The 20,803-nt window shown below is 41.6% G+C and carries 14 protein-coding genes and 2 pseudogenes (1 of these 16 cut by a window edge); 9 read left to right on the top strand and 7 right to left on the bottom strand.

The annotated features are described in order from the left end of the window. The 7 genes and pseudogenes from OVN21_RS08220 to OVN21_RS08190 all read left to right on the top strand — a co-directional run. On the top strand, positions 1-279 hold the 3' portion of the coding sequence (locus tag OVN21_RS08220) for a transposase (protein WP_323744053.1). 240 nt of this gene lie to the left of the window's left edge; only the last 279 of its 519 coding nucleotides appear in the window; its start codon lies off the left edge, out of view; the stop codon is at positions 277-279. Between the two features lie 266 nt (positions 280-545). After that, positions 546-3,026, top strand: coding sequence for a penicillin-binding protein PBP1B (gene pbp1b / locus OVN21_RS08215; protein ID WP_267248031.1), 2,481 nt, complete (start codon positions 546-548; stop codon positions 3,024-3,026). A 77-nt stretch (positions 3,027-3,103) separates the two neighbouring features. Beyond that, complete coding sequence (locus tag OVN21_RS08210) at positions 3,104-4,015, top strand: DMT family transporter (protein ID WP_267248030.1); 912 nt, start codon at positions 3,104-3,106, stop codon at positions 4,013-4,015. Positions 4,016-4,099: 84 nt separating this feature from the next. Beyond that, complete coding sequence (gene dapD / locus OVN21_RS08205) at positions 4,100-4,798, top strand: 2,3,4,5-tetrahydropyridine-2,6-dicarboxylate N-acetyltransferase (protein ID WP_000127465.1); 699 nt, start codon at positions 4,100-4,102, stop codon at positions 4,796-4,798. Between the two features lie 68 nt (positions 4,799-4,866). Continuing rightward, positions 4,867-5,997, top strand: a pseudogene (locus tag OVN21_RS08200) (N-acetyldiaminopimelate deacetylase). An 11-nt stretch (positions 5,998-6,008) separates the two neighbouring features. Next, a complete protein-coding gene (locus OVN21_RS08195; RefSeq protein ID WP_267248029.1) occupies positions 6,009-6,548 on the top strand; it encodes a 5-formyltetrahydrofolate cyclo-ligase in 540 nt (179 codons plus the stop codon). After that, positions 6,532-7,212: a rhomboid family intramembrane serine protease gene (locus tag OVN21_RS08190; RefSeq protein ID WP_267248028.1), complete on the top strand. Its 681-nt coding sequence runs from the start codon at positions 6,532-6,534 to the stop codon at positions 7,210-7,212. The genes OVN21_RS08195 and OVN21_RS08190 overlap by 17 nt, the downstream gene beginning before the upstream one ends. A 165-nt stretch (positions 7,213-7,377) precedes the next feature. On the opposite strand, the gene csn2 is transcribed toward OVN21_RS08190, so the two are convergent. From csn2 to OVN21_RS08160, 6 genes and pseudogenes are all read right to left on the bottom strand, one after another. Then, positions 7,378-8,040: a type II-A CRISPR-associated protein Csn2 gene (gene csn2, locus OVN21_RS08185; RefSeq protein WP_267248027.1), complete on the bottom strand. Its 663-nt coding sequence runs from the start codon at positions 8,038-8,040 to the stop codon at positions 7,378-7,380. Beyond that, positions 8,030-8,374, bottom strand: coding sequence for a CRISPR-associated endonuclease Cas2 (cas2, locus tag OVN21_RS08180; protein ID WP_267248026.1), 345 nt, complete (start codon positions 8,372-8,374; stop codon positions 8,030-8,032). Before cas2 ends, csn2 begins: the two co-directional genes overlap by 11 nt. Beyond that, positions 8,371-9,237, bottom strand: a complete 867-nt coding sequence (gene cas1, locus OVN21_RS08175) for a type II CRISPR-associated endonuclease Cas1 (RefSeq protein WP_267248025.1) — start codon at positions 9,235-9,237, stop codon at positions 8,371-8,373. Before cas1 ends, cas2 begins: the two co-directional genes overlap by 4 nt. Next, the gene (cas9, locus tag OVN21_RS08170; protein ID WP_267248024.1) at positions 9,237-13,340 is read right to left on the bottom strand and encodes a type II CRISPR RNA-guided endonuclease Cas9; all 4,104 of its coding nucleotides are present in this window, start codon (positions 13,338-13,340) and stop codon (positions 9,237-9,239) included. The genes cas1 and cas9 overlap by 1 nt, the downstream gene beginning before the upstream one ends. A gap of 386 nt (positions 13,341-13,726) precedes the next feature. Next, positions 13,727-14,626: a UTP--glucose-1-phosphate uridylyltransferase GalU gene (galU, locus tag OVN21_RS08165; RefSeq protein ID WP_000811022.1), complete on the bottom strand. Its 900-nt coding sequence runs from the start codon at positions 14,624-14,626 to the stop codon at positions 13,727-13,729. A 25-nt stretch (positions 14,627-14,651) separates the two neighbouring features. Continuing rightward, positions 14,652-15,665: pseudogene (locus OVN21_RS08160) on the bottom strand (NAD(P)H-dependent glycerol-3-phosphate dehydrogenase); the annotation flags it as partial. Between the two features lie 206 nt (positions 15,666-15,871). On the opposite strand from OVN21_RS08160, the gene OVN21_RS08155 reads away from it, so the two are divergent. Beyond that, positions 15,872-17,599: an ABC transporter ATP-binding protein gene (locus OVN21_RS08155; protein ID WP_267248023.1), complete on the top strand. Its 1,728-nt coding sequence runs from the start codon at positions 15,872-15,874 to the stop codon at positions 17,597-17,599. A gap of 230 nt (positions 17,600-17,829) precedes the next feature. On the opposite strand, the gene OVN21_RS08150 is transcribed toward OVN21_RS08155, so the two are convergent. Next, positions 17,830-18,783, bottom strand: a complete 954-nt coding sequence (locus OVN21_RS08150) for an IS110 family transposase (RefSeq protein WP_323744048.1) — start codon at positions 18,781-18,783, stop codon at positions 17,830-17,832. 228 nt (positions 18,784-19,011) lie between these two features. Here OVN21_RS08150 and OVN21_RS08145 point away from each other — a divergent pair, with 228 nt between their 5' ends. Continuing rightward, on the top strand, positions 19,012-20,778 hold the full coding sequence (locus OVN21_RS08145) for an ABC transporter ATP-binding protein (protein WP_267248022.1): 1,767 nt from the start codon (positions 19,012-19,014) through the stop codon (positions 20,776-20,778). The last annotated feature ends 25 nt before the right edge of the window (positions 20,779-20,803 follow it).

Raw genomic sequence — 20,803 nt, 5'->3', positions numbered from 1 at the left:
ATCAAGGCTTTTTCAGCCGATGCTGGTTATCGTAAAAGCTCTGAGGAGATGATGGTGAAGGAGTTTGGTTGCCCAGTAGGTATTTCTGAAAAAATCAAGGCCAGCTGGCAAATCATCCCCAAACCTTGGGTTGTTGAGCGAACTTTTTCTTGGTTGAATCACTCTCGAAGATTAGCTAAGGATGTTGAAAAATCCGTATCGTCAGAGCTTGCTTTTGTCAAACTTTCACACATTAATCGGCTTTTAAAGGCTCTATCATTTTGTGAATACAGGTTCTAAGTTCCACCACAGCAGAACTTAATCTGAAACGCTTTTAGATAAGGGGATTTTGTGCCCTCTTTTTTTCGATTCCTTTCGGCTACAAAAGCGATGAAATCAAGCATGAGTAAAACCAGCGGAACTTAGCCTGACACGGATTTCCACTGGTTTTTAGAATTTTTTTCAGACTAACTTCCACTTCTACTAGCGGTGGAACTTAGTTTGGGAATTTAGCTTTTTATTGAAAGTTTCCCTTTTATGGTATAATAGAGGAAGTGAGGACATTCATGAAAGAAAGAATTAATGAATTAAAAACAAAAATGCTGCATTTTTTCCAGCAGCTAACTAGTAAATGGAAACAAAGACAAGCTGATAAGAAAACCGGTAAAAAGGGGATCTCTTCTGACAAAGTTGGAAAGGCAGGGTCTAATTTTGCTAAGGTTTTGAGTGGGTTTAAAATAGTTTTTAATACTCTCTTTATCTTAGGTTTTATCGGCGGACTGTTTGGCACTGGTGTGGCTATGGGTTATGGAGTTGCCCTATTTGACAAGGCTCAGGTCCCTCAAGCAGAAGAGTTGGTCAAGCAAGTGAAGGATATTGCCTCTATCTCAGAAATCACTTATTCTGACGGCAGTACCATTGCCTCGATCGAGGGCGATTTGTTGCGCACTTCAGTCGCTTCAGGTGCTATCTCAGACAACCTTAAGAAAGCTATCATTGCGACAGAAGATGAGAATTTCAACGAGCACAAGGGAGTCGTGCCTAAGGCCGTTATTCGTGCGACCTTGGGAACTTTTGTCGGTCTGGGGTCATCCAGTGGTGGTTCGACCTTGACTCAGCAGGTTATCAAGCAGCAAGTGGTGGGGGATGCTCCAACTCTAGCTCGTAAGGCTAAAGAGATTATTGATGCTCTAGCTTTAGAGCGGGTTATGGGTAAGGATGAGATTTTAACAACCTACCTCAACATAGCTCCTTTTGGTCGCAATCACAAAGGTCAAAATATTGCAGGTGCCCAGCAGGCTGCAGAAGGGATCTTTGGGGTTAAGGCTTCGGATTTAACGGTCCCTCAAGCAGCCTTTATTGCAGGATTGCCACAGAGCCCAATCAGTTACTCCCCTTATGAATCTGACGGTAGTATGAAGAGCGAGGAGGATTTGGATCTGGGGATCAAACGGGCTAGAGATGTTCTCTATAATATGTACCGGACAGGGGCTCTAAGTCAGGAAGATTACGATAAGTACAAGGATTATGATTTTAAGAAAGACTTCTTACCATCTGGTAGTGTCAGCGGTACTTCGCGTGACTATCTCTACTTCGCAACCTTGGCAGAAGCTACTGATCGAATGTATGACTACCTGATTCAGAGAGATAATGTTTCTGTAGAAGAGCAAAGGAATGAATCTATCCAGAAAGCTTATCGTGATTTAGCGACTAAGGAGATTGAAAATGGTGGGTATAAGATTACGACTACTATCAATAAAAATGTTCATGCTGCGATGCAAAATGCGGTTGCGACCTACGGCTATCTGCTAGATGATTCGACAGGACAGCCTGAGGTGGGGAATGTCCTCATGGACAACCAAACAGGAGCTATTCTTGGGTTTGTTGGTGGTCGTAATTATCAAAAAAATCAGAATAACCATGCTATCGACACAAAACGTTCTCCTGCCTCGACTACTAAGCCGATATTGGCTTACAGTATTGCCATTGACCAAGGTTTGATGGGAAGTGCAAGTATCTTATCAAACTATCCAACCAACTTTTCAAACGGGGATCCCATCATGTATGTCAATAGTCCTGGTACGGGGATGATGACGTTAGGGGAGGCCCTCAACTACTCATGGAATATCCCAGCCTACTGGACTTATCGTACACTTCGGGAGAAGGGGGTTGATGTCAAGGGGTATATGGAAAAAATGGATTACGAAATCCCAGAATATGGTATTGAGAGTTTACCGATGGGTGGAGGAATTGACGTTACAGTTGCCCAGCATACCAACGGATATCAGACTCTGGCCAACAACGGAGTTTACCATAAGAAACATATGATTTCGAAGATCGAGTCAACAGATGGTCGAGTGGTCTATGAACATAAGGATAAACCTGTCCAAGTTTACTCAAAAGCTACAGCGACCATCATGCAAAGCTTGCTTCGCGATGTTATCTCATCTCGGATTACCTCAAGTTTCCAGACAGACTTGGCTACCATCAATCCAAGCCTCGCTAGCGCCGACTGGATCGGAAAAACTGGTACAACCAATGAAGATGAAAACATGTGGCTTATGCTTTCTACGCCTCGCTTGACTTTGGGTGGCTGGCTAGGTCACGATGACAACCGCCCACTAGCCAAAGGGGCGGGCCACCACCGCAATGCCAACTATATGGCTCACTTGGTCAATGCTATTCAACAAGCAAAACCTGGCATTTGGGGGCATGAGCGCTTTAATCTTGACTCAAGTGTGACCAAGTCACAAGTTCTCAAGTCGACAGGGGAGAAACCTGGTAAGGTTTCAATCAATGGCAAAGAAGTTAACGTTTCCGGTTCTACCGTAACAAGTTACTGGACCACTAAAGAAGGGGCGCCAGTAACCACTTACCGCTTTGCTATTGGAGGAAGCGATGCAGATTATCAGAATGCTTGGAAGAATATTTTAGGAAGCATTCCTGCAGCAACTCCTCCAAGCTCAAGTGGCAGTTCGGGAACAACGAGTTCGAGTGGAGGTACTCAGAGTGGCTCTTCAGGACGTTCACGTCTATTTAATCGTTAAGATAGAGTAGCAGCAAGGTTAGTAATTTCCCCTTGTTGCTACTTTTTTCTTTGTTGGTTTCGTGTTATAATAGGAGTATGAATCATTATCAGAAAAAGATTGTTAGGGGAACACTATATTCGCTACTCTCGGGCCTAATCTGGGGGATCTGTGGGATTTTAGGAGAATATTTTTTCACTCATTATCCAGTGTCTTCTGGATGGATTACTTCTATGCGTTTACTGGTAGCGGGGAGTTTGGTTTTAGGTCTATCTGCCTTTCAGTTGCGTAGCCGCTTGTTGGACATCTGGCGTGATAAGAAAAATTATCTACCTTTTTTAGCCTATGCTATTCTAGGTATTTTTTCTGTGCAGTTTTTCTTCTATCTCTGCGTTGAGTATTCCAATGCGACGACAGCGACCATTTTGCAATTTATCAGCCCAGTTTTTATCCTGTTTTACAATCGCCTCGTTTACCAGAAGAAGGCTTCGATTACAGCTATTTTCTATGTTTTGATTGCCATGCTAGGTGTTTTTTTGATGGTTACGAAAGGGGATTTGTCCCAGTTGTCCATGACACCTTTGGCTCTAGTGACAGGTTTGCTCAGTGCAGTAGGGGTCATGTTTAATGTTATCCTTCCTCAACGATTTGCACGGCGCTACGGATTTGTTCCGACTGTTGGTTGGGGGATGATTCTGGCAGGGCTCTTTAGTAATTTCCTATACCCTATTTATCGGATAAGTTTTCAAGTGGATCTGGTAAGTGTGCTGATTTGTCTGATGATTGCCGTGTTTGGTACTGCTTTTGCCTTTTTCCTATCTATGAAGGCTGTGTCACTCGTTTCCCCGCTGGTTGTATCGGTGGTGAGTGCTAGCGAGCCTCTCTCTTCAGCCTTATTAAGTATTCTTTTTCTAGGATTGGTCATGGATGGTTTTTTGGCCTTGGCTATGGTGTTGATTATCGTTCCGATGATTTTCTTATCTGTAGAAGAAGCAAAACAGGCCCAGTAAAGATGATTATTTGATAGTTGAGGCTTCAAATTTGAAGCCTTTTTTGGTAGAATAGGTATCATTATAACGAACCAGAAGGCGCCTATGACTGCTACAAAAATGAACGCTCAAGAAATTATCCAATTTATCGCCAATGCTGAAAAGAAAACCAGTGTCAAAGTAACCTTTGAAGGGCAACTCGCAACTGCTGTACCAAGCTCAGTTGTCAAACTAGGAAATGTTCTATTTGGAGACTGGAAGGATGTCGCTCCGCTTCTCGAGGGTTTGGTAGAAAATCAAGACTATGTTGTCGAGCAAGATGCTCGTAATTCTGCAGTTCCTTTGCTAGATAAACGTGCAATCAATGCTCGTATCGAGCCAGGTGCTATTATCCGTGACCAGGTTGAAATTGGTGACAATGCTGTTATCATGATGGGAGCAGTTATCAATATAGGTGCTGAAATCGGTGCTGGAACCATGATTGACATGGGTGCCATCCTTGGAGGTCGTGCTATCGTTGGGAAAAACAGTCACGTTGGTGCAGGTGCAGTTTTGGCAGGTGTGATTGAGCCAGCTAGTGCTGAACCAGTCTGTGTTGGAGACAATGTTCTTATCGGTGCCAATGCAGTGGTTATCGAAGGGGTCCAAATCGGTAGTGGTTCAGTTGTCGCTGCAGGAGCTATTGTTACCCAAGATGTCCCAGAAAATGTGGTTGTAGCAGGTGTTCCGGCCCGTATCATCAAAGAAATTGATGCCCAAACCCAACAAAAAACAGCGCTAGAAGATGCGCTTCGCACCTTGTAATGGCAAAAGTAAAAAAGAGGCGGAACCCTTTTTTCCATCCTCTTTCTGCTATATCGGAGGACAGATAGATGTTGGATTTGATTCAGACTAGACGAGATTTACACCAGATTTCAGAGATTGGCTTGGAGGAGTTCAAGACTCAGGCTTATTTGCTGGATGTGATTGAAAAATTGACTACGGGCAAGGACTTTGTTCAAGTTCGTACCTGGCAGACAGGTATTCTGGTTTATTTGCAGGGAAGCCAGCCGGAGCGTACCATTGGTTGGCGGACAGATATTGATGGCCTGCCTATCGTCGAACAAACAGGACTGCCTTTCGCTTCTCAGCACTAAGGTCGCATGCATGCTTGTGGGCATGATTTTCATATGACCATTGCCTTAGGCTGTCTCGAGCGTGCCCTTGAGGAGCAACCCAAGAATAATCTGCTCTTTCTTTTTCAGCCTGCTGAAGAAAATGAAGCTGGTGGTATGCTCATGTATGAGGATGGTGCTTTTGGAGGCTGGTTGCCAGAGCAATTTTATGGCCTTCATGTTCGTCCGGATTTGAAGGTTGGACAGATCGCGACCAATACCCATACGCTCTTTGCTGGGACTTGTGAGGTGAAGATTCGATTCAAAGGAAAAGGAGGACACGCAGCTTTTCCGCATGAAGCCAATGACGCCTTGGTGGCTGCTAGTTACTTTGTGACCCAGGTACAGTCAGTTGTCAGCCGCAATGTCGATCCAATCGAGGGAGCGGTGGTGACCTTTGGCCTTTTCCAAGCTGGAACAACCAACAATGTCATTACAGATACAGCATTTTTACACGGAACCATTCGCGCCTTGACTCAGGACATGAGCCTCTTGGTACAAAAAAGAGTCAAGACAGTTGCAGAAGGGGTTGCAGCAGCCTTTGATATGGAAGTCGAAGTAGAACTCAAGCAAGGAGGCTACCTACCTGTTGAGAACAATCCAGCCTTGGCGCGTGAACTGATGGACTTTTTTGAAGAGAAAGAGGGAATTGAGTTGATTGATATCGAGCCTGCTATGACAGGTGAGGACTTTGGCTATTTCCTTTCGAAGGTAGATGGCGTTATGTTCTGGCTAGGTATCGGCAGTCCCTACGCCCTTCATCACCCTCAGATGAGTCCTAAGGAAGAAGCCTTAGCCGTTGGGGTGGAAGCAGTATCTAGTTTCCTGAAAAAGAAGTCAGCAGAGTAGAGGAATTGTCTATGAAAGCAGAACTACGCAAGCAAGTCTTACACGAAATGAAGGCTTTATCTCAGGAGAAAAAGCAGGCTATGGATCGAGCTTTAACTGAGCGTTTCTTACAACACCCCTTTTACCAAGAAGCTAAGACCATCGCAACCTATCTCTCTTTTCCGCATGAATTTCAAACACAGGAACTGATTGAACAGGCGCTGAAGGACGGCAAAAAGGTTCTGATACCTAAAACCTATCCCAAGGGGCGGATGGACCTTGTAGTATATCATCCGCAGCAGTTGGTAAAAACTTCCTTTGGTTTACTGGAACCGCAAGGAGATTTGGAAGTGGTGGAACCGTCTCAGATTGGTTTAATTCATGTTCCGGGCTTGGCTTTTACAACAGAGGGCTATCGGATTGGATATGGTGGAGGTTATTATGACCGCTACCTGGAACATTTTGCTGGGCAGAGTCTGAGTACAATCTATCCTTGTCAGGTTCAGGAGTTTAACTTGGAAGACCATGATATTCCCGTCCAGGAGGTGCTAATAGATGAAAGAAATCTTTGATAAACGTTATCCTGTGGCTAGTTTCTTCCTCCTAGTGACAGCATTGGTATTTCTCTTGATGTTGGTTCTTACAGGTTTAAATTTTGAACGAGCAGATACCTTGCTTCAGTTTGGAGCCATGTATGGACCGGTCATTCGCCTGTTCCCTGAGCAGATATGGCGCCTTTTTTCAGCTATTTTTGTGCATATTGGATGGGAGCATTTTATTGTCAATATGATTTCACTCTACTTTCTTGGACGACAAGTGGAGGAAATTTTCGGTTCTAAGCAATTTTTCTTTCTCTATCTCTTATCTGGAATGATGGGGAATCTCTTTGTTTTTGCTTTCACACCGAAAGTTGTCGCCGCAGGGGCCTCCACTTCTCTCTATGGATTATTTGCTGCGATTATCGTCTTGCGTTACGCAACTCGCAACCCCTATATCCAGCAGTTGGGGCAATCCTATCTGACACTTTTCGTGATAAATATCATTGGAAGTGTTCTGATTCCAGGAATCAGTCTAGCTGGCCATATCGGAGGTGCAGTAGGCGGTGCTTTTCTAGCGGTTATTTTTCCAGTCAAATGGGAAAAAAGAATGTATAGCACCAGCCAGAGAATCGGAGCAACTGTACTTTTTATCGCACTAGCCGTTTTCCTATGCTATAAGGGAATGAGCTATGTGTAGGGGGGATAGTTAAAAAGCTACTCAAAAAATGAGTAGCTTTTTTTTAAACCATTCGAAACAACAGAGCTCTAAAACCTCGTAGAAAAATTTTTCTCACGAGATTTCGTAATCGCGCCATTCGTCCCAGCCAGACTTCAGCTCGTCAGGTTCCAATTGTTACCCTTATTATACCATATTTTCAGGGTTCAAGAAATAGTCTTGATCCAGCACATATTGCGGAAAATCATAGACTGTTCGAGGTTCGACAAATAAGACTCTTAGTTGATTGAGTTGGATATACTCTATCAGATTTACTAACTCATCCTTTGATAGATAGGCGGTCGCATTGATGAAGACAAGGAGTTTCTTTTTGGAAAGATATTTAAAAACTTGGACAATTTCTAGCATCTTTTCGAAAGGTGTATCACTCAGGGTTTCGACTTTGACACCAAGTGCATCGATTAACTCCAGAATGGCAATTTCATCATACTCCAAGTCCAATTCGTTTTCCAAACACTCAAATGCCAGTAATTCTGTAATCGTAGCAACCAACTTTTCAATCATGGACTTGACTTCTGGTTTATCATTGAGCTGATTTTCAAGATCCGCATGTATCAGCTTGAGCATGGCAGGTGAATTGAGATTGTATCCTAAGACATCCGTTATCAGTAGTAACTTGGACTCTTTCGGAGCTTTTAGATTTCTATCAAATAACTTCAACTCCCCTTCATCAGTGTATTGATAGAACTGCTTGACGATAGTTGAAAAGGTAATTTGGTCTTCCAACACTAAAAAGGTCGCATTTTCAATAGCTAATGGTTCATCCAATAATGGGAAATTAATCTTCATCTCCAGGCTCCTCTCCTAGAAAGACCAAACGAGCATCAGAGTTTGCTACGCTGGTATTTCGCTCGCCATTTAAGTAAATCATGCGAGAAAATTGCTTTTCCGTGACGGTTAAGAGAGTAATGTTCCCCTTTTTAGGGTTATGAGTCTTGAGTCGCTCAATCATGGCATTATTAGCAGAGTTGTTGAGCAAGAGCTTGCTATAGATGGAGAATTGGTGCATGATAAATCCCTCATCTATGAGGAACTTACGAAATTTCCGATAGGTCTTGCGTTCCTCTATGGTATCAACCGGCATATCAAACATTAAAATCATACGCATATATCGATAACTCATATCCTAAACTCAGGAACTCCTTTCTCAGGTTGATTGAGAGCTTGGATGACTTTCTTAGTATAGTTACTGATGATATTGGACAGGTACATATCTTTGCCATTGTAGTGGAAGATATCTGAGAAAATGGTGAACAGTTCTCGTTTGATTTTGACAAAAGAACTGTTTCGATTTTCATAGACGATTCTGTCAATAATCGGACGGAAAGGCTCCATAATATCGCTAGCGAGGTTGAATTGATTAAACTGATTAGCATGTTTCAAGCCAAACTGGGTCATGCAGCCAGACAACACAATCTCACGCGCAATCATACTCAAAATTAAGGTGTAACCGTAGTCTAAGGCAGCATTGATATCATTATCTTGTTCACGGCTAAAATCATTTCCAAACAAGGTGTTAAAATACATCCGAGCTGCGTGCCCCTCACGATTACTAGGATCAAACAAATCCAACCCATGATAGAGATTGATGACGGACTGACTCTTTTCCAGAAAACCATAATTCCCTAGATAAAAAGCTTGATTGAGAATTTTTTGTGCAATAATGGTGGTCCAAACTTGTGCTTTAGCTTCCTCGCTCCAAGTAATTTGGTGAGAGAGTTGTAAACTGGAATCGTGCCGACCGTAGTAAGGCATTAAATATGCTGTCGGCAAGCGTTTATCATCACAAAAGATGACCAAAATATTTTCATCCACCAAGCGTTTAATCAACATAGTAGAGAGAACAATATCTGTCGTCTCCAAAAGCAGGATGTCCATCTCGGACAGGTGAATTAACTCTGTCCGAGAGGCATCTTTAAAAATCAAGTGGTTATTCTTGTAGGAGAGTTTAGAGTGCGTATTGACTACAACAGTTCTCCATCCCATTAGTCTTCTCCTAGTTTGCTTAAGTAAATTCGAGTCTCGTAGAGACCAGTGATGGATTGGTGGATGAGGGTGGCGTTGAGGATTTCAGATACAGTTGTGTATCGTTTTCGATCAACATCTTTGTCAAAAAATTTAAAGGCAGCAGGAGCACCCAAAGCAGTGAAGGTCAACAAATTGGTAAATGAATTTGCTAGGATTTCTATATCTGCCTGCTCATTGTCTGCATATAAGTTCTTGATTTTCTCCAGATTTGCTTCGGCGAGGATATATTTTTGAGAGAACTCAGATACAAGATTTAATAAATCCTTAAATTCACTTCGGTGTCTCTGAATGTATTCCCAATGTCCTGGTTCGTCTAGTTTATGGGCATTTTTAGAATGGTAGAGCAAGGTTGTTAAATATACTGGAAGCACTATTTCATTGCCTTTTTGAAGATCTTTCGCACTTGCAAGTAGTCGTCTGCGACCATTTCCCAGGTCAAATAAACTATACTTAGGTAGGCAGAGGATATTTTCTTTACGGACATTATGATAGCCTTTATTTTCAAGGAAAGTTATTGGATTCTCCTCAAAAGCGGCTCTTTCCATGATCGTGATACCAACTAGAGTTTTGACAGTCTTCAGTTTTTTCGCTTTTCCTTTTTCGATATCGGCAATGAGCAAGATCGAATAGGCGATAATAGGGCTATCAAATCCCCCATATTTAGTAGTGTCCCAAAGAATATCCTTTGTTTTTCGAGGGATTAGCTTGTCAGAATTTCCTTTAGGAAGAATAGACTCTTTAGAGAAGCCACCTGTTTGCACCTCTCGCTTCTTCACAATATTCACCTGCGGAAGTGAAAGTACTTTTTTGATTGTAGCGAAATCTTTTTCCTTATTCCAAGCGATTTCTCCAGTATCTTTGGAGTATTCGATATTTTCTCTTTTTACGATAGTTCCGTCTGCGTAATGCACCTCTTCTTTAAAGAAGTTCAACAAGTTTGAGTAGAAGAAATACTTTTCAGTCGCTTTTTCGACTTCTTTAGGATCTTTGGATCTTGAGATGTATCTCTTAAGATCGTACTTTTGATAGTCACCATAGACGAATTCAGGCTCTAGTTTAGGATATTTCTTAAGGATGGCCTTAGCCACTACTGCATTTAAGTAGGCATCATGCGCGTGGTGGTAGTCATTGATTTCCCGCACCTTGTATAACCTAAACTCTTTACGGAAGTTGGAAACTAGATTGGATTTCAAAGTGATAATTTTGACGGTACGATTCTTCTTATCCTTCTCAGTCACTTCTGTATTATAGCGAGCATCCAAAATCTGAGCAACATGTTTTGTGATCTGTCGTGTTTCAACTAGTTGGCGTTTAATGAAACCAACCTTATCAAGTTCATTTAGTCCGCCACGTTCAGCTTTGGTTAAATTATTAAATTTACGTTCTGAAATCAATTTGGAATCTAACAATTGTTGCCAAAAAGCTTTTCTTTTTTGAACAACCTCTAAACTTGGAACATTATCAGATTTACCACGATTATCCTTTGAACTCGTCAAGACACGGTTATCAAGAGAATCATCCTTGATAAAGGTCTGTGGGATGATGTGGTCAATGTCATAGTTGCTCAGTTGGTTGATGTCAAGAGGTTTCCCAGTATACATATCCCTCCCATTTTGGAGATAGTAGAGGAAGAGACGATCGTTTTGAAGTTGAATATTATCTGTTGGATGTTCTTTTAATATATTTAAATCAAGCCCAGGAGCTAGATTTTTTAGTGCATCTTCAATGCGTTTATATCTTTGTTGGGAATTCTTTTTCCCTCTGGCAGTTGTCTGATTTTCTCGTGCCATCTCAATCACAATGGACTCGAGAGCATGGCCCATCACCTTGACAAGTTCATCAACAATCTTGATACTTTGTAAAATTCCTTTTTTGATAGCAGGGCTTCCTGGAAGCTCTTGGACAACTTGCTTCACATCGTTTGTCCTACCAACCACTTGTGCTTTTTGAATAATGTCTTTGAAGGAAAGTCCGTCATCATTGATTAGCTGCATAAAATTACGATTGCTGTAGCCATCATCAATCAAGTAGTCAAGAATCGTATTGCCAGTTTGTTTATCACTGATGCCATTAATCAACTTAGCAGAGAGTTTTCCCCAACCAGTATAATGTCGACGAGTCAGTGCTTTAATCACTTTTTCATCAAAGAGAGAGTCATATTGAGCAAGGCGTTGCTTGATCATTTCACGATCTTCAAAGATAGTTAGCATGTGGACGATATTTTCAAGAATCTCTTCATTTTTAGGGTCATCCATAAACTCCTTATCCTTGATAATCTTGAGCAAATCATGGTAAGTAGAAAGACTAGCGTTAAATTGTTTTTCAATTCCTTTTAGTTCGATTCCATCGTAGCCATCAACAGTGTGTAGATAATGAATGATGTCTTTTTCAGTTACTTTTCTTAATTGATTGACAATTTGTTTTTTCTGTACACTATCAAGGAATTGATAGTCCCTCATCCCTTCTGCAATGAATCGAACCTTTGTTAATTCATTATAGACGGTAAAAGTTTCGTATAGAGGACTGTGCTTAGGCAAAACTTTTTCCTCTGGGAGATACAAGTCATAGTTAGTTATCTTATTGATGAAGTCTTCCGCAGATCTTGCCTTATCAACAATTTCTTCAAAGTTCCAAGGTCTTATTGCTTGGTCAGAATTTCGAGTAAGCCAAGCAAAAGCACGATTGCCACGAGCCAATGGGCCGACGTAGTAAGGAATACGGAAGGTCAAGATTTTCTCAATTTTTTCTCTGTTTTCCTTCAAAAATGGATAATGTTCTCCTTGCCGACGGAGAATGGCATTCATTTCTTGAAGATGAATTTGATGAGGAATAGAACCATTATCAAAGGTGCGTTGTTTTCTCAAAAAATCTTCACGTTCGATTTTATCAAGGAAATAATCTGCTCCTTCGAATTTAGAGAGAAGATTTTTGATATATTTGTAAAATGCTTCTTGTGTGGTCTTGCCATCGATATACCCAGCATACCCATCTTTAGATTGGTTAGAAAAAACTTCAACATATTTTTCTGGAAGATTGTTTTTGATGAATTGTTTTAAAGCTGCTAAGTCTTTTTGGTGATTTTCATAGCGCTCAGTCATAGATGCTGACAGTGGAGCCTTGGTTGAAGGATCTGTAACGGTTAAGATTCCTGATAGAAGAATGGCGTCATAGAGTCTTTTAGCAACTAGGAAAAGGTCTGCAAAGTCATCTCCAATTTGTCCGAGCAAGTTTTCCAAATCCTCATCATAGGTATCTTTAGAAAATTGTAGCGGGGCTTTTTCTCCTAAGTCAAAATATTTCTTGAAATCAGCTTGATTTCCTACAATCAACTTGAGAAATTCTGAAAACAAACCAGTGGACTTTTCGTCAGGAAAGAGTTTTAGAACGCGTTCTCTCTTTGCAGATTTACTAATTTTATCAGTAAAAATTGCTTCTACTTGTGCGTTTTGCCCACTAAGTGAACTTCCTTCAAAGGTGTTGTCGTAAATGCTTATAAACTCGTTAAAGATTTTTTGAATATCATTATTTTTTATATCGAAAGCTTCTTCATATAAAAAATGCCCACGGTATTTAATAATATGAGCTAATGCTAGATAGATCAAGCGCAAGTCAGCTTTTTCTTTCGAATCAGCCAGTTGCTTTCTCAAATGATAAATAGTTGGAAATTGCTTATGGTATTCTTTTTCTTCTGCCAAGGTAGCAAAAATAGGGTATTTACTCCCTCTTTTATCCTCAGGAATTAAAAAGGAGTCATCCAATCGATGAAAGAAACTACTATCTACCTTGCTCATTTCCTCAGCAAAGATTTCTTGAAGGTAGCGAAGACGATTTTTCCGACGGGTATAGCGACGACGTGCAGTTCGTTTAAGGCGTCTAGCCTCAGCAGTAGTTCCCTCATCAAACAATAGAGCCCCGATGAGATTTTTCTTGATAAATCGTTTATCGGTATTGCCCAGAATTTTCAACTTTTTAGATGGCACTTTATAGTCATCAGTAATGACGGCCCATCCGACGCTGTTTGTCCCGATATCGAGTCCGATAGAGTAAGGTTTATTGCTCATTTAGTGTTCTCCTTTGAGTTATATTCTTTATGTTCTAATTAGTAATGGCTAATATATTAACTTTAGCTAAATTATATATCTTTTGGCTATTAAAATCAAGAAATTGTAAAACGTTTTCAATGTGTAAATTTTTAATCTTATAAAATGAAGTGTTATTCTATTTTATTTATAACGATTTCTTCTTGCAATTTTTAAAAGAATGGTATACAATACAAGTGTTGGAATTATTCGAAACAACACAGCAAGTTAAAATAAGGCTTTGTCCGTACACAACTTGAAAAAGCGAGCACCGATTCGGTTGCTAATAAGTCATCTGCAAAGATGGCTTTTTTTATTGCAAGCTTCAACAAAAAACAAAGCCCTTATTTAAGAGCTTTGTTTGTCTTCTATTCCCCTTCAGCTAACTCTTTTCCGAGTTGAATGAGGTAGTCTTTCAAGTCGTCTTTGACTTGTGGGTGTTTGAGAGCGTAGTCGATGGAGGTTTTCATAAAGCCAAACTTGTCTCCGACATCGTAACGAGCCCCTTTGAACTCACGAGCAAATACACGTTGTGTTTTATTGAGGGTGTCGATTGCATCTGTCAGCTGAATTTCATTCCCTGCACCTGGAGCTTGGTTTTCGAGGATTTGGAAAATTTCAGGCGTGAGGAGGTAGCGTCCGATGATAGCAAGGTCGCTAGGAGCGTCCTCTGGAGCTGGTTTTTCAACGAAGGTTTCAACGCTGTAAAGACCGTCTTTTCCTTCGCCTTGCGGAGCAATAACCCCGTAAGCAGAGACTTCGTCGTGAGGGACTGGCATAACAGCGATAGTGGACGCGTGGGTACGCTCGTAGTCATCCATGAGTTGTTTGGTAAGTGGAACAGCCTTTTCGTCTGTGATATCCATCAAGTCATCACCAAGCATAACGACAAAAGGTTCATTTCCAACGAAAGCCTTGGCTTGCAAAACAGCATCTCCGAGACCACGTGGATGCGTTTGGCGGATAAAATGCAGGCGCATGCCAGTTGTTTCATCAACTAGCTTCAAAAGATCTGTTTTCCCTTTTTCTTTGAGGTTGTATTCCAATTCGAAGTTTGAGTCGAAGTGGTCCTCAATGGAACGTTTTGACTTACCAGTAACAACCAAAATGTCTTCGATACCAGATTTGAGGGCCTCTTCAACGATAAACTGGATAGTTGGCTTGTCTACGATTGGCAACATTTCCTTGGCCAAGGCCTTAGTTGCTGGGAGGAAACGAGTTCCCAATCCAGCGGCGGGGATGACTGCTTTTCTGACTTTTTGTTTCATAAATGTTCCTTTCTATAAAGGTCTGTGACCATTCGTTTTCTGCTTTAAATTCATTGCTCATGATGTCGGTGATTGCTTCTTTGATATTGACACCTTCATAGATAACTCGGTAAATAGCCTGTGTGATTGGCATGTAGACACCCAATTCCTGAGCCAGTTCGTAAGCTGCTCGAGTTGTTGAAATGCCTTCAATGACCATGCCCATATTAGCCTCAATATCTGCGAGAGATTCTCCGTGACCGAGAGCATTACCGGCCCTCCAGTTACGAGAGTGGACAGATGTTCCCGTTACGATCAAATCCCCAACTCCAGAAAGACCGCTATAAGTCAGAGGATTAGCTCCGAGAGCGACACCTAGACGGGTGATTTCTGCCAAGCCACGGGCGATGATAGCTGCCTTGGCATTGTCGCCAAATCCTAGTCCATGTAGTGCCCCAGCACCAACTGAGATGATATTTTTGAGAGCACCGGCGGTTTCAACCCCGATAACATCCGTGTTGGTATAGAGGCGGAAGTAGTGATTGCTAAAGAGATTTTGGACGTACCGGGCAGTTTCAAGATCTTTAGAGGCTGCTGTAATCAAGGTAATATCTCGCACAATAGTTTCCTCAGCATGGCTCGGTCCTGAAACAACGACGATATCACTGCGAAGGTCAGCTGGAATTTCCTCTTCAAGAATGATTGATAGACGTTTGTGGCTATCTGGTTCCAATCCTTTGGAGGCATGCATGATGACAACCTTGTGATCAAGCACCTTTGCTACTTGTTGGGCAACCTGTCTCGTTACTTTTGTTGGGATCACAAATAAAACAGCATCAACATCCTTTAATGTTTCTTCCAAATCATGATAGGCTTTGATTTTTTCGTCGAGTAGGATATCTTTGAAATAGCGTTTGTTTGTATGTTGGTTATTGATTTCATCGATCTGGTCAGAAGTATTTCCCCAAATTCGAACCTCGTGTCCATTGTCGCTTAGGACCTGCGAAAGGGCGGTCCCCCAAGAACCAGGACCCAAGACAGCGATGGTTTGTTTCTTCATCTTTTCCTCCTTGTAAGAGTTCTTCCTTTCATTTTACCATAAAAAGCCTTTTCATGCATCACCTGTATATGAAAGCGCACTAATCTATAATAAGGAGACTTCTTTGACAAGATTTCTCTTTTTTGCTAGAATGGCATCAATATGACCGAATGAGAAGGAGCTGACGCAGGATGTCGCTCCCTTTATCTATTTTATTAGGAGGAAATATGCTCATTCAAAAAATAAAAACCTATAAATGGCAGGCCTTGGCATCTTTAATGATGACAGGCTTGATGGCTGCGAGCTCGCTCTTGCAACCACGCTATTTGCAAGAGGTGTTAGAGGCTTTGTTGGCCGGTCAACATGAGGCTATTTATAGTATTGGCGCTTGGCTGATAGGAGTAGCCCTAGTCGGTCTGGTTGCAGGTGGGGTCAATGTAACGCTTGCAGCCTACATTGCTCAAGGAGTGTCTTCGGACCTTCGGGAAGACGCTTTTCGCAAAATCCAGACTTTTTCTTATGCCAATATCGAGCAGTTTAATGCGGGTAACCTTGTCGTCCGTATGACCAATGATATCAACCAAATTCAGAACGTGGTGATGATGGCTTTTCAAATCCTTTTCCGTCTCCCTCTTCTCTTTATCGGTTCCTTTATCTTGGCGGCCCACACTCTCCCGTCACTTTGGTGGGTAATTGTCCTCATGGTGCTCCTAATCTTTGCACTTACAGCCATTATGATGGGAATGATGGGACCACGATTTGCTAAGTTTCAAACCCTTCTTGAACGGATCAATGCTATCGCCAAAGAAAATCTACGTGGTGTGCGCGTGGTCAAATCCTTTGTGCAAGAAAAAGCACAATATAACAAATTTGCCGAGGTTTCTGATGAACTTCTCGGCCAAAATCTTTATATCGGTTATGCCTTCTCAGTTATAGAACCCGTTATGATGCTAGTCGGCTATGGGGCAGTCTTCCTCTCTATCTGGTTGGTGGCTGGAATGGCTCAGTCAGATCCATATGTTGTGGGCTCTATTGCTTCCTTTGTCAACTATCTCAGCCAGATTATCTTTACCATTATCATGGTTGGATTTTTAGGAAATTCTGTCAGCCGTGCCATGATTTCCTTGCGTCGTATCCGCGAAATTCTAGATACCGAGCCAGCGATGACCTTTAAAGATCTCCCAGATGAAGAGTTAGAAGGAAGTCTCTCTTTTGAAAATGTAACCTTCACATATCCCAATGACGATGAGCCTATGCTGAAGAATGTAACCTTTGATATTGCGCCTGGTCAGATGGTCGGTGTGGTTGGGGCGACTGGAGCAGGGAAATCCACCCTAGCTCAGCTAATTCCACGGCTTTTTGATCCACAGGAGGGATCTATTGAGATTGGTGGCAAGGATATTCGAGACGTCAGCGAGGGAACCTTGCGTAAAACAGTTTCCATCGTCTTGCAACGTGCTATTCTCTTTAGCGGGACCATTGCAGATAATCTTCGTCAAGGAAAAGGCAATGCCAGCGTGTCAGAAATGGAACGTGCAGCACAGATTGCCCAAGCCAGTGAATTTATCGGACGCATGGAAAACAAATTTGAGAGTCAGGTCGAAGAACGTGGCACCAACTTTTCTGGTGGACAAAAGCAACGGATGTCCATTGCCCGTGGAATCGTCAGCAATCCCCGTATCCTGATTTTTGACGATTCGACTTCGGCATTGGATGCTAAGTCAGAAAGACTCGTACAGGAAGCTTTGAACAAAGATCTGAAAGGGACAACAACCATTATCATCGCTCAAAAGATTAGTTCAGTCGTCCATGCGGACAAGATTTTGGTCTTGGATCAAGGGCGTTTGATTGGAGAAGGACGGCATGCAGACTTGGTAGCTAGCAATGCCATCTACCGTGAAATCTACGAAACACAAAAGGGAAAGAAGGCATTCTATATAAAAAGTCAAGAATAATTTTTAAAAATATTAACTATTTTTAAAAGCTATTTAGAAAATTGATTGCATGTGAAAAAGACCTGCTAAAAGCAAGTTTTTAAAATGATTCATGACTTTATAGTTTTACCTTAGTTTAGTTTCATCAAACAGTTGATTGGTTTTAAGAAGATGATAAATTACACGAATGAGCTTTTTAGCAACATGTGTCACAGCTACATTGTAATGCTTTCCTTGACTGATTTTTAGTCTTAAATAGGCTTTAAAATGTGGGAATAAATGGCTATAAGCTTGGCAGCTTGTATCAGGGCATACCTTAGATAAGAGGAACCTCGTTTTACTATATGACCTGTATTATCCATCTGTCCTGATTGGTAAATAGCAGGGTCTAAACCTGCAAAGGCTTGAAGCTGATTTGGATTTTTGAAATTATGAATAGTCTTCATTTCAGCTAGAATAATTGCACCAAGGAGACTTCCAATTCCAGGAATAGAAGCAATAGGAGAGTTCAACTCAATCATCAAGAGGTTAATTTCTTCTTGGACTTGGGTAATTTGCTTATCGTAGTGTTTAATGTTTTCAATTAATTGCACTAATTCTAAGGATAACACGGTAGAAGTATTACCAATAGTTTGTTTGGCTATTTCTTGTATCTGATGAGCTTTATCAGCGGTTAGCCGTTTGATTTTAAGTAATGATGAGAACCGAGCACGAGCTATTTTTTGTGGAGAAGGGTAATTTGTTAGTAAGTCATAGACAAAATGATTATGAAGATTACTAACAATTCTATGGAGTTCAGGGGTTACGTCAGAGCGTAGCTTACGAGCAATTAACAAAGCATCTTTCCTATCTTTCTTGGTTTTTCTAAGAGATTGTAATTTAGCAAATTCTTTGATAATGAGCGGGTTGTAAGCAAACACATTGTACCCGAACTCTCTTAAAAAAGTCACTATATTGTAGTTATAGTGTCCTGTGCTTTCAAGTGCTATCTGGACATCTTGTGTGATAGGAGATAGCTGTTCTAGCTTTAGTTTCAGCTGATGAAAACCTTGATAAGAATTGGCAAATCTGAAGTTGGTTATCACTGTTTCTCCAGTTTCGTTGATACAGGCTAAATCGTGTTTATTTTTGGCAATATCAATACCAACATAAAAAATAAGTTTCTGGTTCCTTTCGAGATTATTAGCGACTGTTGTTCGTTCCACGCACTCTTTGTCTTGTATCCTTACACGAGATAAAACGTCTGGGCGTTATCATTCTCATTACCAATTAAACAAAGAGCTGTGGTTAGAGCCTCCTCGAAATCGTCAAAGCGATTGGAATGAAATACTAATCCACAGCTCTGAACTAAGTATAAAACAAATCTAAAAAATAATTAAAGAAAGGGTTTATACTAGCGGGAGCTACCCGCTAGTATAAATATAAGGAATAAAATGAAAACCGTTCGATTTTTCTGGAATTATTTTAAAGTTTACAAGTTCTCCTTTGTCATTGTGATTCTGATGGTTGCAGTTGCGACGATTGCCCAAGCCTTCCTTCCGGTTTTTTCAGGCCAAGCAGTAACAGAGCTCGCTAACCTAGTTCTGGCTTACCAAAATGGAACTTCCGAACTGGTCTGGCAGAGTTTGTTAACTCTGATGCTGAATCTAGCTCTGATTGTCCTTGCCTTAGTGGTATCCAGTTTGATTTACATGACCTTGATGACCCGTGTGATTGCTGGGTCAACAAATGAGATGCGTAAGGGCCTCTTTGGCAAACTTTCTCGTTTGACGGTTTCTTTCTTTGACCGCCATCAGGATGGTGATATCCTTTCTCGCTTCACGAGTGACTTGGACAACATCCTTCAAGCCTTCAATGAAAGCCTGGTTCAGGTCATGAGCAATATTGCTCTTTACATCGGTTTGATTTTTGTCATGTTTTCAAGAAATGTGACGCTAGCTCTGATAACAGTAGCCAGCACCCCAGTGGTCTTTCTCATGTTGGTTTTTATCGTGAAAATGGCCCGCAAGTACACCAATCTCCAGCAAAAAGAGGTTGGGAAACTCAACGCCTACATGGATGAGAGTATTTCTGGACAGAAAGCTGTTATCGTACAAGGAATTCAAGACGATATCGTAGCAGGCTTTGTGGAGAAAAATGAGCGCGTGCGCAAGGCGACCTTTAAAGGGAGAATGTTCTCAGGCATCCTCTTTCCTGTTATGAATGGGATGAGTTTGGTCAATACGGCCATCGTCATTTTTGCAGGTTCTGCGGTCTTGCTGAACGATCCAAGTATCGAAACAACGACAGCCCTAGGTTTGATTGTCATGTTTACCCAATTTTCTCAGCAGTACTACCAGCCGATTATCCAGGTGGCTGCGAGTTGGGGGAGTCTCCAATTGGCCTTTACTGGAGCCGATCGTATCCAAGAAATGTTCGATAGAGAAGAAGAGATTCGCCCGCAAAATGCACCAGCCTTTACGGAATTACGAGAAGGCGTTGAAATCAGTCATATTGATTTCTCTTATGTGCCAGACCAGCCGATTTTAAAAGATATCAGCATTTCAGCTCCTAAGGGGCAGATGATAGCAGTTGTCGGTCCGACTGGTTCAGGGAAAACGACCATAATGAACCTCATCAATCGTTTCTACGATGTGGATGCAGGCAGCATTTGCTTTGATGGCAAAGACATCCGTGACTACGACTTGGATAGCTTGCGGAGCAAGGTCGGGATTGTCCTGCAGGATTCAGTCTTGTTTAGTGGAACAATCCGAGACAATATCCGCTTCGGTGTGCCAGATGCCAGTGAGGAAATGGTCGAAGCAGCTGCCAAGGCAACTCATATTCATGACTACATCGAAAGCTTGCCTGATAAGTATGATACCCTTATTGATGATGAGCAAAATATCTTCTCGACTGGGCAGAAACAATTGATTTCCATCGCTCGAACCTTGATGACAGATCCTCAAGTCCTAATCTTAGATGAAGCAACTTCCAATGTCGATACCGTAACAGAAAGCAAGATTCAACATGCTATGGAAGCAATAGTAGCAGGTCGAACCAGTTTTGTGATTGCCCATCGTTTGAAGACCATCCTCAATGCCGATCAGATTATTGTCCTCAAAGATGGAAAGGTCATTGAACGTGGAAATCATCACGAGTTGCTCAAACTTGGTGGCTTCTACTCGGAACTGTATCACAATCAATTCGTCTTCGAATAAAAAAAGAAGTTGTCCTCTTGGGCAG

The sequence above is a fragment of the Streptococcus sp. Marseille-Q5986 genome (assembly GCF_946902915.1).
GTDB lineage: Bacteria > Bacillota > Bacilli > Lactobacillales > Streptococcaceae > Streptococcus.
Note: the sequence above shows the minus strand (reverse complement) of the source record. Positions and strands in the feature narration are given on the sequence as shown.